Below are 12,937 nucleotides of genomic sequence, written 5' to 3'. Positions count from 1 at the left end.
GGTGCCGATTGGGTGCCGAATTTCCGAAGGTATTTCATCATTATTAATCTCTGATCACTGCTGGCTCTCCCCCTCTAGCCAGGCAATAAATCCCGGTTTAGGTATCAATATTCTGTTACCGATATGAATGTGGTGAAATACACCTGACTTGACCAGATTGTAGGCTTGATTCGTACCAATGCCAAGAATAGATTGTATATCCTTCACCTGCATAACATCGGGGATATGTTCCCATGCCTCTGGCTGTACTTCAGACTGATATTTCGTTAAAGATCCACTTCTTTTACTCGGTTCTAGTTTTGTGTTATGCACAAACTCCTTCATATGCTGCAACACACTCAATAAGGAATCTAATTCAGCATTCATTGATTGCTTCAGATTTGTTATTCGTTGTTCTACTTGCTCAATGTGTGCTGTCAATATCGTGTCGCTCAGTTCACTCTCTCTCACAATTCCATCGTCAGCAATTCTACTTTTTCCGTAATAGCTTTTTTTTGTTGGTGTCTTCTTCATCACTTTCATCCCTTCATATGAAAAAAAGTATGCACGTTAAAGCAGTCGCGATCGGACTTTGCCTTAAAGTACATACTTCTAATTTCAACCTTGTCAATAGCTTATCATGCGTCAATAGGTAGAAGCCAGCGAAATTCACGACCTCCTAAAAAACCTTGACAAGAAATGAAGTTCATGTATTTCTCCCCTCAAATGTGAAATCTCATGAGTCGAAAACAAAGCTGGGGGCGCGGTCCCGCGTCCGCAGCGCGCAGACTTCAAAGGGAGGGGGCTATTACATTTTTATCGTCCAGCTCCTAAATTTCAGTATGAATAACAAAACGCTCACGTTTCTGAGGTGATTAGTACACTCCAACCATCAAATTGCTGATAACTGCTGTAGCATTATTTAGCTCTCGTGCCATTCATCTATCTTTTTGTTGTTAATGGCTTAGAAATTTCCTTTATTGTAATTGCCGAGCCCTGATTTCAATCTCACACTTCATAACTGGAACATCCAACCAATTTTACCTGCATAATTCACAATACGTTATTTACCATCAAGTGTCTGATGCATCAATTTGAGAAATACTTCGTTTGGGAATTAGAAGATTTTTAATCCTCGGGAGTATCGTTCTCCAACTTATTAAGTACGATTTCAATTCTATTGCTCAGTTTATTAAGTAACGCTTTGTGTTGATCCTCAGTAGCCATCCAAAAACCCTGATACTGCTTAACAAATGCTTTGTAAAGTTTATTATCATCCTCAGTGGATTTAATCCCTAAAATTCCAGACATTATTTTCTTATCACGAATTCCTACCATAAGGTGATTATAAATTTTAGCCAATAACTTATTGGCTAAGTCTGACGCTATCTCTTGTACATAAGGAAGATTAGGTGCTATAAATGTTACTTTTAATGGCTTTATGTTCTTCTTTTTTGATTTTAATGTTGTATTATCCTTCTTTTCCAACTGAAGTTTTATAGAATCCAAATCGTTTAATTGCTCGCCTTGTATAGAAGCATTAATTAATTCTAATCCAGTTCCAGAAAACGCCTCATCGATTCTATTTATCTGAAATCTCAATAAATTATAAATCTTATCCTTCCTGGACTCATTCTGCCTGAAATTTTCTAATGGCACATCAACTAAATCCATACGAGGGTCATTGAGTAAATCAACATTGAAGCTAATAACCAGCCTATAGCAGTGCTCCTTCTCTAATTTGTTAAGGTATGGAAGTGCCGCTTCAAGCACTTTCTCAGTAAACTCAACATCAAATAGATCCGCTCTAAATATATATTCCACGTCATCCACTCCCTTATAAACGCTTTATAGTTTCAATCTCTATTGTGTGCTCACCTTGGATTCCGCTAATTCATCTTCTCACTTTCGCTTTATAGCTCCTGCACTATGCCTCTAACTTGCTGCTTAATATAAAGACCAAATTAAAAACGCCCTCCATTCAGCGTAGCCGAAAGGAAAGCGAAAGGAATTTATCGAAATAAAAACTGAACAGAAACCAGCCTAACACACACCAGAATTCTTTTTTAGAACAAGGAGAACCCTAAGCCCAGTTTTATTCCGTTTTAGGAATAAAATCATCTTTATTGAATTCTTCTCTTATTGCTTCAGTAGTCCAACTTATTAAAAGACAAAGCCCATTTTCAGTTATGCCCCATTTCCTTCTCTCCTGACCAGATCTCGCACCCATTATGCTAGCCATGTGATTATTTAGATAATCTCTGTGCTTTTTTTTAAACATAGTGAAATCCGCACCATAAGTTTCAATTGGGTAGGTTTGCTCTAACCAATCCACTAAAGTATTATTCGCAATTTCTGCGTATACCTCTTGAAATGAATTTCTCCCTCCCTTATCAATAATAACTGAGAGTTCCTGAATAAATTGAGTTAATGTAGTTGATATTCTCATTCTAAATACCTCCTGAATTTCTCATTGATCACTCAATTAATACGCGATAATTTATTGTTATCTAAATATTTTAGGTAATCCGCTTCTGTATTCTTCTTTGTCATAATCCATACCTAAGCTCTTTTTCAAGGCACTATAACCTTTTACAGCTGCCCTTATAAATTCTTCGACAATTTCTCCCTCTTTCGAACCTTCATAAGAAACATATTTACCCCAAGCATCAATTAAGTCAGTATTAGCATAAGCAGACTGTTCAATTATCAATTTGTCAGTATACTCTTTTGTTAAAAACGGATGTCCTACAATACTACCAAGATTCAACTTATGTCTCATTGAAGAGCTCATCTCATTAGATAGGTGTCCTCTCGCCACAATTAAAGCATATAAAGGACCATATAAATGGGTTAATTTTTCGAGTCTACGCCTCCTCTTCTCTTTCCAAGGTTCGATAACAAGGTGAAGAAATAAAAACGTTAGTACAGCTACAATCGCAGAAACCGCCGCTGAAGTTAATTGAACTGGTATATTATTCAAAAGATCCCTCCTAATCTTAGTTATTTCGACATCAATATTATTTCCCCTGCAAACCTGAGCCCCCCTCATATGTGAAATGGTCATGCGCCGAAAACGAAACTGGTGCGCTCAGAACTTTTGATTTTCCCCACGATAGCAGCCAATTCACTTGTGCCCACTATGCCCTCAGGCTTATTTTCTCCTTTCCTCATTTGTTCTCTCCTCACTTTCCTTTTGCTGCTAGATTTAGAGCACGTTAATAGAGACGATTTAAAGGCCGTCTCAGGCAGTACATTATTAGAAGCGATTATTCTCCCAACACATCAAAAAGAGCCGTCAGCGGGGCTGTGGCTCGGTCTCAGGTAGATGTAAAGGGAAAGTGGAAATTAAAAATAAAATCTGCGCGGTTTTCGGGGTCGCCAGCACCCTCACCCCGCCCGGGACGTAGAAGGACCCACGTTTTATATTTCAGTCGGGTTCCGCTCAGCTGCTTCGATTTCTTCGACGTCAATCCCCAGGTCTTTCATCAGCGATCTCACGATGAGTGACTGCTCCTCACTATGCTGCTGGATAAGACTGTCTCCTCTTTGCAGGGTACGAAACAGTTCAAGCTTATGCTTAATGTAGAAGTCCTTCTCAAACAGTCCATGCTCCATGAGAGCTTGAGTATAGGAAGACGGCGCAGTTTCAGCGAGCCCGTATGCGAATGTGTTTCCTAGCTGTGCTGTAGGCTCTGTGGTAATCCCCTCATGGTGAACAAGGTAATGCTCTCCTGTTGTGAAGTAGGCAATGCGTGCAGCCTCCTCTGTAGAGAAGACATTCACCAGTGCACCATCTGCGATAGATCGGACCTCTTCGTCTTTGTATTCTCCAGGCTCCATGCCTATTGATCCTACCAATGTGTTGTCCTTGTCATAAAACATAAGAGCCCCAACTTTATCGAATTGCATTGTATCCATCATCCCTTCACTATTCAGTAAACTTACAACGGGTCTGTCTTCCAGCCGACTTAATTCAGGTCGTATCAACTCTCCATCCCATCTCAGAAGGATCGGCGAATTCTCTTCATATGGACCTCCTATGTCTGGAAGGACGTGACCTCCTATCTCGAAGAGTTGTTGTGCTGCTTTCCAAGTCACAACAGCATTGCTCGCCATAAGACTACTGATAATGTCCCTTGCCACCTTCTTGTCCACTTTATTCTCCTTTCTCGACAACAGAAAAAGGTCACTCTGTAATAGCAGTGACCTCGGCGGTTTATTTAATTGGGGTATCAAATCTGATCCCCCGTACTCTGTTATAGCACTAAAGTTACATCGACGGGTTTAATTTCAAAACCTGGTCACTGTAGAGCGTGACCAAAGAAAGAAAAGGGGCTCATTAAGCGCGCCCCTCTGGCTACGCCATTCACCTTCGCTTTGTACCGAAACTGAAAAGATGTTTCGGCACGTTGTCATTTTTTAATGATCTCTTTCCTAGAATCTTGGGTCAAAGACATACGTACGCTGCGCTCCGTATTAAGATCTTGCTCCCTAGTAACTAAGGTGTAAGAACAAGATCATTATACTGAGGTTTGAGAAATTGACCTAATCCCAAAATCGGCTGTTTTCCGAGAAAAAACATCATTATTGCCCACCATTTTGAGCGCATACTCTTGTTTTCGCACTCTCTCGCTCTACTTATTCACGGGTAATAGAGCATATACACCGCATTCATACCTTCTGCTGATTATCCTGTTGGTTGCTATCCACCTCAAAACCTTGCGGGACAAGGGGTTCTACTGGTCGCTCTGTTGGTTGAGAAGGAGGATTAGCCCCCCCTCTAGCGGGGGAGAAATAGCCCCTAAAAGCATTCATGATGTATGTATATTATGCATTAATATTCAGATGGGGTGGCATAGAAAAAGCCACCCGGGTTAATGGATGGCTCGTTCATTTTGCATTGATTACGGCATAGGTCCCATATAAGTACTATTACATTTTATGCATCGATAATCGACAAGGTCAACTATCGTTACAGTAACTTCACCACAGCATATAGGCTTATCTTCGTGATTGGATTCAAGGAACACGATTGTCCCAGGACTAGCACCGATTTTATCTTTCACGAATTTTCGGATCATGATTATCACCTCCCACCGCCATATTTCGACGTTTGGAAGATAAATCCTTCAATTCCATGAGGAAACAAGCAGCCATACACCAGTCCGCGTTCTTCTGAATCTTCGTTCTCATGTACAGTCGCTTCAGCAACGCCGGTGCAGAACGGGCAAACTAAGTCCTTCTGTTGTGAACTATCCTTATTGACCAAGAATGAACCCTTGCACTCTTCAAACAGACATTCGTACTTTTCCAGTAGTGGTTGTTCCAAATTGTGCCCTCCTATTCATCAGCATATATAAAAAAGCCGCCGGAAGGCGACTCAGTAACACAGATTCATTTTTAGTTCGACTCATAATGGCCCCATGTAGAAGTTACTGCAATATTTGCAGAAATATTGACTTGTATGACCCAAGTCCTCGACTTTTTCGGTCAGCTCCTTACAGCAGATGGGTGTGTCGCCCTCCGATTCAAGCTCTACCACTTCACCCTTGTTAACCCCCACGAAATTCTCCCAGTACTTTTGAAGCAAAATATCCACCCCCTTATAACCACACTTCGACGTTTGGAAGATAAATCCTGCAAACTCAATCCGATTAAATCAGTACCCGCACTTTGCTTCGCCGAGCCGCTTGTTTAATTCCGCTGCAACTCTACTCGCAAAATCTGTCCGTGGATCTCCGTTGTAGGCAAACACAGATTTGTTCCAGTCATAGGGATGCTTGGTCCCATCCAACGTGTACGGCTTTATGTCGCTTCCAGAGTATTTACCTACATCCAAGCCAGTCGTGTCGATTATTAGGGTGGAACAGGATACGGATCTGCTGTTTTCGGCTGGGGTACACCAACATACTTGAATGGTTGCTGCTCTGTCTGAAGTCTCATGTAAGCCGCTATTTCTTCTGGCGTACCTTCAATCGTTCCGTCTTTATGGATTTTCATTTGTCGCAAACTCCTTTTTAGGCATAGAAAAAACCACCCAAGTTTGGATGGCCAGATGATACCTTTTAATATACTCTGAAAATAGTCAAGTCAATCCAGTTCCTTCTCCAGATTACTCCATAATGTATAGACTTCCTTAATTGCAGCTTCACGGTTCGGACATGTACAGGTACGATGAGCGCCAAAAGCATCCAGCCCTGGTTCTACTGCTACAACTGAAGCAACGTATTCTCCGTTCTCAAGAGGAAATACATGACCAGCATAATAAGCGCCTTTTATCTTTCCCTCTTTTACATTTTCTGTTTCCAACATGTTCATCACCTCCCACCGCCATAATTCGACGTTTGGAAGAAGATTCCTGCTACTGACTCTCGTGTGCCTTTACGAACTCTTCCCAGTATTTCTCCTGAACCCAGTGCGCTCGGCCCTCAATCGTAACTATGCGGCCCTCATAATCAATACCCTGCACCCGTCGTAGGTTGATATGTAGTTTATCGGATATGCGCTGCATGGCTGCCGGTTCAAATTCTTGGGGCATCACCATTGCAGATACGTGTTCCTCGCTCAGTAGGTGAAAGCTTCCCTCAATAGTAGTTGCAACGATCATCTCATCATTACGCCTTGACACTCCGATAATATCCCTTCCGCTGATCCTTACGATTTGATCTCCCGCAGCAGGCACAGCTAATATCTGCTCCTGTTTCTTAAGCCATCGATTTATCAGATTTAATGCCGGGTCCGCTCTCATAGATGCCCATCCTCCGTTGTTGTTTGGGAAGACATTCGACATAGAGTAAGACTTTACCTCTTGGTAATTCATTCCACTGAATCCTCAAGCAATCGTTGCTTTCAGAACTCCAGCATCCCGATAAGCTTTAGTCTATTCATTTCACTGTAACAAGTCATTACCTCTCCTTCTGGACTGGTGAAGATGTAAGCGACATATTCCGTCTCTGAAAGCGACATCGCACCTTTCGAAGAATCCGGAAACGCCTTTTTTTTAAAATCAGGGCACGACCACGGAATATTCAAACGTCGGAACATTCGCTGACTTGGAAGCACCTTTGAGATTGACGAGCGACTGAAGCATGTGAAAGAGAATGATCTTGCTGAGGGTGATTTCAAGCAGTGGGCAGCAGAACATTGTGAATTCGATTCTTCTACAGCATCACGCTTCATTCAAGCTTACGAACAATTTGGAGATGCGACGTCGCATCTACCATCAAGCAAAATATTCGAAATGCTCTCGCTCCCCGAATCGGTTGACCGCTCAGAGTTCGTTGAACAGGAGCATGTCGTCCCTTCTACGGGCGAATCCAAGAAGGTAGAGGTATGACTGTCAAAGAGCTACGAGAGGTCAAGATGGCGCCCAAAGAGGCTGAGAAAGAGAAGGAGAACTTAAGGTTTCCATTGCTGCGTTTCCGTCACTTGGTGACGGTAATACCTCTTCTTTCAGAACATCATAAGCAGCTTCAGCCAACTCCGAGAGATTCACAGAAGCTTCGTTATCTCCTCGCGGTTTATTCTTCCCCGTCAGAGAAATGTTATTGCGTATCTCTTCCATAGGCCTTACGATCATATCAACCTCAGTACATAGGAGAGATGAACTATGAAGTTTGGAATGCGCAAGCCTAGTGTCAAACGTCGAATAGCCCCCGTACCAGTATCAAGCGTCAGATCGTTCATAGAGCTGGAATAAAGATGCCACGGGGCTATGGCTGGCTCAGAAATCCCAAGAAAGCAGCCTATAACAAGGTTTACAATAAGATCTCGTTTGATGTATTTAAACTCATAAAGAAGCTGTTCAGGTAGGTTAACCCTTCTTTTATTCGTTAACTTGTTATTTGTGACTGTATCATCAGGAATATCAGCTCAGAATTGATACTAGGACATTCTTAATGTGAAGATAAGAAAGGAGCCCTCACATTCGAAGGCTCCTCCGCTGTCTTAATTCCAATCTACAGCAGCTATAACTGCATCTATACGTTCTTGTTTTGACATTGTACGAGGCGGATTCTGATTAACGTTATCACAAGCCTGAGGCGTTTTACCTTTCTGCTTAGCCGTAAGTCTATGGACTTCTTCAATCATTTCAGCTACAGCAATATCTGCAGCTTCTTCATGAGTTAAATGATAATTCCCTTCGATTGTTTCCAACGCTGCATACTCGGCAACTTGCCCATTCTTAATTGCTGCATCAATGATATGGCTGTTGCGAGGTGTCCGAATGCTCTCCAGATCCCTAATACGTTGTTCTTCCGTATATTTTTTTCTCATACTTGTTTCTCCTTTGGTCGATTTAGGATCAGATAAATTCATGATATTTGGAACATGGGAACGAATATTGAAAATGTCTGAGAGACCACGCCCAGAAGCTAACGCGTCCCGAATGATGAAATCCAGAATCAGCGACTTGGGGACCTTTTGCAAATAGTTTATCAATTGAGCCTGTTCCTTTTCATATTGTTCTTTGTTCATGTTTCCTCCCTATTTTCTAATGCCGATATTCGTGTTGTCCTATACTGTTCCACCCATGCTCAGCCTCCCCTTATTTCTAAAATGAGCATCGATCATGCGTCCCAAATTGGCGTTATTTTTACGCAGAGCTTCTTCGATCTTCGATACAGTATCGGCGTCAGCGCTGCCCTGGATCACTAAGGACGGATTGTTATTGATAACTACTGAACTGTCGCTCTGTCCTTGCTGTCTGAGGGAGGCCGATGCGGCAGATAGCGTATCCCGGCCCATCATCTTATTGACTCTATCCAAGATAGCGTGAGAGCGTGGCTTGTTGTTGATCGGAATAAACGCCTCCGGGCCAGCCTCACCGAACATACCCACATGCGGCTTATTGACGATATCGCCGTCAGCGTATTGTGGGCCTTGGAATTGCTTTGGAAGCAAAGAAGTAGTAATTTCTTGTACAGTCTTAGGAGCCTTGGGCATGTACTGTCCAGACTGCGAATATAAGAATTCGATGTTTATTTTCTTCTCCGAAGGAATCAAACTCATCTGGTCACCAAGATTCTTAGCTGCGGTTATCGATTCATTGAACTTTGCTTTCCCTTCATCTGCTAGACTACCGAATTTCTGAGCGTATTCCTCCAATGTTCCGCCCAGATTGAGTTCTATAAGTTCAACTTGCTTATCATACAGTGCTTGGTAACTGTCCTTCGCTTTTTGGAGATCTTCACTATCGGTAACGAGGTTGCCTAACAAATCTGCTTGTTCCGATCCCAACTCTCCAACTAATGTAGTCAGATATCCTAACTTGTCTTCATCGATGATAAGACCTACAGCTTTGCCCACTTCATTAGCCTTTTGAGCTAATTCCTCAAGCTTTTTCTTCTGTCCCTCTCCACCTGGAGCCATCATAATCCGTTCATACTCAGCTGCATATTCTTTAAATGCAGCCTTGGCAACATCGATATCATCTTTGCGCACCAGAGCCGCATCTGTTTTTTCTTGAAGTCTTTGGATTTCTGCTACAGTGTCTGGTAACTTTTGATTACCTTCAGCAATGTCTTTTTCAAGCCTTAGCTTCGCGAGGTCCATCTCGGCTTTTGATTCCTGTTGAAGCAGTCCAAGCTTTTCTTGAATCTTCCCGTTTTCCACATCGTAATTACTGAGTGTGTTAGGGTACAATGCTTGCAGTTTTTCAACTACTTCCTTTTGCCTTTCCTGTTGTCCCGCTAGCTTTTCGGAGTTGGCCGCCAAATCACCTGAACTTTTGGAGCCATCAGCAATTTTTCTGCTTAAATCCCTATACTGCCATATAAGATCGTTGGTTATCTGCGCTTTGCTCTTCGCCTCTTCAAATCGCTGCCCTGATTCTTTAAGCTTATCACCCATGTGTATTAGGGCCTGCCGAGCATCTTCTTGGCGACGCTTATATACATACCAGCCGCCAGCCAATAAGCCAACCCCAGCAATCGCCGCACCAACTGGATTAGAGAGCAGAGATATTGCCGTCCTGAATACACCAGCCGATTTAGCCGCTGTCTCAGCCCCCTCAGCAGCAGTAGTGCCAGCGCGCCCAAGACTTTTAAGAGTGCCTATAGTCCCTGCAACGCCCTTACCGACTTTGACACCAGGAATGGCAAGCGCACCGGCTGCTAGCCAAGAAGAGGCACCATTGAAACTAAAGGATTCCTTCATCAGCCCTTTGACGATTTTGCCAATGGTTTTCCCTATCTCCGAGGCAACCCATGACACCTGAGCCTTACCTTTCGATGTCCACCACTCCACAAAGGGCTTTGATACGATGCGGTCCCAAGCAATCTGCACTTTGCCAATCCAGTCGGAGTTATTCCAGATCGGGCTATTTGTCATCGCATCGTAATTACGTTCGAACCTTTCCATCACTTTAGGGACCTGATTAGCGATGGAATCCACGACTGCCCGTACTTGAGGAGCGAGTTTTCCGCCTAAAGTGATTTTGGCAGTTTCGATGGCTCCGTTCATCTCTTCGATGGACCCCTTTAGAGTGTCCATTTTCATTGCAGCGACATCGGTAGCAGTGATCTTATTCATGGCTTCGTTCATTTTATCGATGCCCTCAGCGCCCTCTTTAAAGAGGATACTGCCCGCTCTTATCGCATCTGAGCCAAACATTTTATTCATTGCCGCTTGTCGCTGCATATCATTTAGATCTGACATGCTGTCTCTGAGTATTCCGGCAATCTCGTCCATGTTTTTAAGTGATCCAGAGGCATCGTAAAATGATGAGTAAATCCACCCATTTGCATCGGCCATGTTTTTTGCTTGTTTGAAGTACTTGCCTGTTACCTTCTTGGCTCCATCCATCTTAGCGAAATAACCAGCAAGCGCACTTGTTACACCATTGACACTCGTGTCGACGGGTTTAATACCGTGCTTGCTTAGGTAATCCATTGCTTTTGCTGTATCTAGTGTAAGCAACCCTAAATCATTGAATTGGGCATATGCCTCATTTGTACTCGGCTGCAAACGCATGAGCATGGTTTTGAGAGATGTTCCTGCATCCGATCCTTTGAGTCCGCTTTGAGCAAATGCAGCAAGGGCAGTAGTCGTGTCTTCAAAGCTAAGCCCGACAGACGCTGCTACAGCAGACGCCTGAGACAAGCCGAACTTCATTTCGCTGACACTGGTTGCAGATGCATTGGCGGCCCCTGCCAGCAAGTCTGCTGCACGCTGGACGGATATGTTGTCATCCCGGAATGCGTTAAGCGCAGTAGAAGCAATCTCCGCAGCGTCGGCAAGCTCTAACTCCCCTGCAGTCGCCAAGGAGAGCGCTCCTTGAAGGCCGCCGTCTAAGACATCCTTAACCTCGACCCCAGCCTTTATGAGCTCCTCAATGCCTCGTGCAGCCTCTTCAGCGTTGTACTTGGTGTCTGCCCCCATTTTGATAGCGAGCTTTTCGAGTTCGTTCGAAAACTTTGAAACCTCTTCTGGCGCCATAACCGAATAGGCATTAGCCATCCCCTGCTCAAAATCAGCGTACGTGTTAACGAGGTCTTTGCCTATGCCGGCTATTTTTCGTATCGCAAAGGCTCCGGCAACAGCTCCACCTACTTTTTTAAGACCACTGATTAACTGCTCTCCAGCATCACCGGTGGTCTTCATGTCCTGGCGAGTCTGTTTGAGGTTATTGCGGAATGGATTGAGGAGGTTTCCGAGTCGGGAACCGTTCATGTTTTTTCCACTTGTGATATCTTGAATTTGATTTTGTAACTTCTTAAAATCTGTTGAGGCGTTGTTAAATGACCTCATGAAAGAGGATTCTAACTCCGCTCCCAGTTTAAATGCGACCTCATACTCTCTACTTATTCCTGCCATCTGTTTCCCTCACCCCTGTTCATTAGAATCATTTATTAATCTCTGAAAGGCCAATAACGTAGGTAATTCTAGCTCGAGCAGAAATCAGGCTCACGCGCACCCGCATTTATCCTAAAGCTCCGGAGGAACCCGGATACTTCGACGGGTGCCGTGATTTATCCGATTTCTGTTCAATCTACCCCTTATTAGTCCGTTTCTTCCCGAGAGTCATAACCGCAGCTCCCCGGAACGGATGCGACTTGCCCTGCTTTATGTGGTTCTTTGCTCTCCACTGTTTGAAGCTCTCTCGTTGCATCCCTTTTTGGTCTTTCGTACCAGCCATTAGCACTGCCTCCCTTCGTAATCTAGAAATATGAAACAATTTATAGACACCGCTTCAATAAAAATCAGGTTATACATCTTATTTGAAATATCCATCCAGACTATAACCCGACAACCAAGAATTTATAAGACTCTTTGTTTCGTGAAGTCTTACCGACTTAGTCCTTGGCTCGATATACCCAAGATAAGAGGAGTACTCCAATTCTTGTGTAACACTTCTACTGAAAATAAGCTCATTGTTTATTCCACTGATCTGATTCTTGAGTTCTTTAATTTGGGATTCTAAATCTTTCCGTTTAGAAACAGTATCCTCAGTCCAGCGTTTACGTTCCTCCTCAGCTTTAATGGCAGCATCTCGAACCTTATCCAAGTCTTTAGAAAAGAAATTTCGAGAAGTCCCTACTTGATTTTCGTATCCAGCAATTGAATCCTGGATCTCTTCAATATCGAGTCGAAGTTTACGATTTTCTTTCTTGAACTTCTCCACTCCATTGGTATCCTCGTTCATTTCGGCTTCAATCATTAAATCAGAATTTTCCTTTATCTTGGTCTGAATGACCTGAGCTTTTTCTTGAAGCTCATCTATGTTGCTTTGAATCAGATTTTCACGCTTATTGACTTTATCTACAAACTCCTGCATAAGTTCTTTCCAACTCTTACTCTTTAACATTCAAAACCTCTCCCTATTTGTTTATAGTTAGCTGATCATATCCGACGTTGCTATATTTACCCTCGATTGTCACTAGAGCCTGTAATTCGCACTGTAATATACACGAAATACAGCTCAGAATCGACGTGGGCGGTCTCGCCAACTCAA

At 43.2% G+C, this 12,937-nt stretch carries 16 protein-coding genes and 1 pseudogene; 2 read left to right on the top strand and 15 right to left on the bottom strand.

Translation table 11 applies throughout. The features are described 5' to 3' along the window. Positions 1 to 54: 54 nt before the first annotated feature. The 10 genes from ACFVRY_RS02700 to ACFVRY_RS02655 form a co-directional block, all read right to left on the bottom strand. Entirely contained in the window at positions 55 to 513 is a 459-nt protein-coding gene (locus ACFVRY_RS02700; RefSeq protein ID WP_387496970.1) for a helix-turn-helix domain-containing protein, read from the bottom strand. A gap of 594 nt (positions 514 to 1,107) precedes the next feature. Next, positions 1,108 to 1,803 (bottom strand): hypothetical protein, encoded by a 696-nt coding sequence (locus ACFVRY_RS02695; RefSeq protein WP_387496967.1) that lies wholly within the window; start codon positions 1,801 to 1,803, stop codon positions 1,108 to 1,110. A 271-nt stretch (positions 1,804 to 2,074) separates the two neighbouring features. After that, complete coding sequence (locus ACFVRY_RS02690) at positions 2,075 to 2,428, bottom strand: hypothetical protein (RefSeq protein WP_387496965.1); 354 nt, start codon at positions 2,426 to 2,428, stop codon at positions 2,075 to 2,077. A gap of 57 nt (positions 2,429 to 2,485) precedes the next feature. Then, positions 2,486 to 3,046, bottom strand: coding sequence for a hypothetical protein (locus ACFVRY_RS02685; RefSeq protein WP_387496962.1), 561 nt, complete (start codon positions 3,044 to 3,046; stop codon positions 2,486 to 2,488). 356 nt (positions 3,047 to 3,402) lie between these two features. Further along, positions 3,403 to 4,137, bottom strand: a complete 735-nt coding sequence (locus tag ACFVRY_RS02680; protein ID WP_387496959.1) for a hypothetical protein — start codon at positions 4,135 to 4,137, stop codon at positions 3,403 to 3,405. 931 nt (positions 4,138 to 5,068) lie between these two features. After that, the gene (locus tag ACFVRY_RS02675) at positions 5,069 to 5,311 is read right to left on the bottom strand and encodes a hypothetical protein (RefSeq protein WP_387496956.1); all 243 of its coding nucleotides are present in this window, start codon (positions 5,309 to 5,311) and stop codon (positions 5,069 to 5,071) included. An 81-nt stretch (positions 5,312 to 5,392) separates the two neighbouring features. Next, positions 5,393 to 5,572, bottom strand: a complete 180-nt coding sequence (locus tag ACFVRY_RS02670; protein ID WP_387496953.1) for a hypothetical protein — start codon at positions 5,570 to 5,572, stop codon at positions 5,393 to 5,395. 266 nt (positions 5,573 to 5,838) lie between these two features. Continuing rightward, complete coding sequence (locus ACFVRY_RS02665; protein WP_387496951.1) at positions 5,839 to 5,982, bottom strand: hypothetical protein; 144 nt, start codon at positions 5,980 to 5,982, stop codon at positions 5,839 to 5,841. Positions 5,983 to 6,072: 90 nt separating this feature from the next. Then, positions 6,073 to 6,294 carry a hypothetical protein gene (locus ACFVRY_RS02660; RefSeq protein ID WP_387496948.1) on the bottom strand — a complete coding sequence of 74 codons (222 nt, stop codon included), beginning with the start codon at positions 6,292 to 6,294 and terminating at the stop codon, positions 6,073 to 6,075. 49 nt (positions 6,295 to 6,343) lie between these two features. Beyond that, positions 6,344 to 6,802 (bottom strand): hypothetical protein, encoded by a 459-nt coding sequence (locus ACFVRY_RS02655; protein WP_387496944.1) that lies wholly within the window; start codon positions 6,800 to 6,802, stop codon positions 6,344 to 6,346. A 270-nt stretch (positions 6,803 to 7,072) separates the two neighbouring features. Here ACFVRY_RS02655 and ACFVRY_RS02650 point away from each other — a divergent pair, with 270 nt between their 5' ends. After that, complete coding sequence (locus ACFVRY_RS02650) at positions 7,073 to 7,318, top strand: hypothetical protein (protein WP_387496941.1); 246 nt, start codon at positions 7,073 to 7,075, stop codon at positions 7,316 to 7,318. A 21-nt stretch (positions 7,319 to 7,339) separates the two neighbouring features. On the opposite strand, the gene ACFVRY_RS02645 is transcribed toward ACFVRY_RS02650, so the two are convergent. After that, the gene (locus ACFVRY_RS02645) at positions 7,340 to 7,546 is read right to left on the bottom strand and encodes a hypothetical protein (protein ID WP_387496938.1); all 207 of its coding nucleotides are present in this window, start codon (positions 7,544 to 7,546) and stop codon (positions 7,340 to 7,342) included. 45 nt (positions 7,547 to 7,591) lie between these two features. On the opposite strand from ACFVRY_RS02645, the pseudogene ACFVRY_RS02640 reads away from it, so the two are divergent. Beyond that, positions 7,592 to 7,794: pseudogene (locus tag ACFVRY_RS02640) on the top strand (hypothetical protein). A gap of 135 nt (positions 7,795 to 7,929) precedes the next feature. On the opposite strand, the gene ACFVRY_RS02635 reads toward ACFVRY_RS02640, so the two are convergent. From ACFVRY_RS02635 to ACFVRY_RS02620, 4 genes are all read right to left on the bottom strand, one after another. After that, complete coding sequence (locus ACFVRY_RS02635; protein ID WP_387496935.1) at positions 7,930 to 8,460, bottom strand: hypothetical protein; 531 nt, start codon at positions 8,458 to 8,460, stop codon at positions 7,930 to 7,932. Positions 8,461 to 8,499: 39 nt separating this feature from the next. Further along, on the bottom strand, positions 8,500 to 11,799 hold the full coding sequence (locus tag ACFVRY_RS02630) for a phage tail tape measure protein (protein WP_387496933.1): 3,300 nt from the start codon (positions 11,797 to 11,799) through the stop codon (positions 8,500 to 8,502). 175 nt (positions 11,800 to 11,974) lie between these two features. After that, positions 11,975 to 12,121: a hypothetical protein gene (locus ACFVRY_RS02625; protein ID WP_387496930.1), complete on the bottom strand. Its 147-nt coding sequence runs from the start codon at positions 12,119 to 12,121 to the stop codon at positions 11,975 to 11,977. A 78-nt stretch (positions 12,122 to 12,199) separates the two neighbouring features. Continuing rightward, positions 12,200 to 12,790: a hypothetical protein gene (locus tag ACFVRY_RS02620; RefSeq protein WP_387496927.1), complete on the bottom strand. Its 591-nt coding sequence runs from the start codon at positions 12,788 to 12,790 to the stop codon at positions 12,200 to 12,202. Positions 12,791 to 12,937 lie beyond the last annotated feature (147 nt).

Origin of the sequence: Paenibacillus sp. NPDC057934 (assembly GCF_042887565.1) — a bacterium.
GTDB lineage: Bacteria > Bacillota > Bacilli > Paenibacillales > Paenibacillaceae > Paenibacillus_AQ.
The sequence above is the reverse complement of the archived record's forward strand: the minus strand, read 5'-3'. Positions and strand labels throughout refer to the sequence as shown.

Coding starts and splice junctions, on each gene's coding strand:
- ACFVRY_RS02685 (WP_387496962.1), bottom strand. CDS start 3,046: ATGACCATTTCACATATGAGGGGGGCTCAGGTTTGCAGGGGAAATAAT.
- ACFVRY_RS02635 (WP_387496935.1), bottom strand. CDS start 8,460: ATGAACAAAGAACAATATGAAAAGGAACAGGCTCAATTGATAAACTAT.
- ACFVRY_RS02700 (WP_387496970.1), bottom strand. CDS start 513: ATGAAGAAGACACCAACAAAAAAAAGCTATTACGGAAAAAGTAGAATT.
- ACFVRY_RS02630 (WP_387496933.1), bottom strand. CDS start 11,799: ATGGCAGGAATAAGTAGAGAGTATGAGGTCGCATTTAAACTGGGAGCG.
- ACFVRY_RS02690 (WP_387496965.1), bottom strand. CDS start 2,428: ATGAGAATATCAACTACATTAACTCAATTTATTCAGGAACTCTCAGTT.
- ACFVRY_RS02645 (WP_387496938.1), bottom strand. CDS start 7,546: ATGGAAGAGATACGCAATAACATTTCTCTGACGGGGAAGAATAAACCG.
- ACFVRY_RS02665 (WP_387496951.1), bottom strand. CDS start 5,982: ATGAAAATCCATAAAGACGGAACGATTGAAGGTACGCCAGAAGAAATA.
- ACFVRY_RS02620 (WP_387496927.1), bottom strand. CDS start 12,790: ATGTTAAAGAGTAAGAGTTGGAAAGAACTTATGCAGGAGTTTGTAGAT.
- ACFVRY_RS02660 (WP_387496948.1), bottom strand. CDS start 6,294: ATGTTGGAAACAGAAAATGTAAAAGAGGGAAAGATAAAAGGCGCTTAT.
- ACFVRY_RS02625 (WP_387496930.1), bottom strand. CDS start 12,121: ATGGCTGGTACGAAAGACCAAAAAGGGATGCAACGAGAGAGCTTCAAA.
- ACFVRY_RS02655 (WP_387496944.1), bottom strand. CDS start 6,802: ATGAATTACCAAGAGGTAAAGTCTTACTCTATGTCGAATGTCTTCCCA.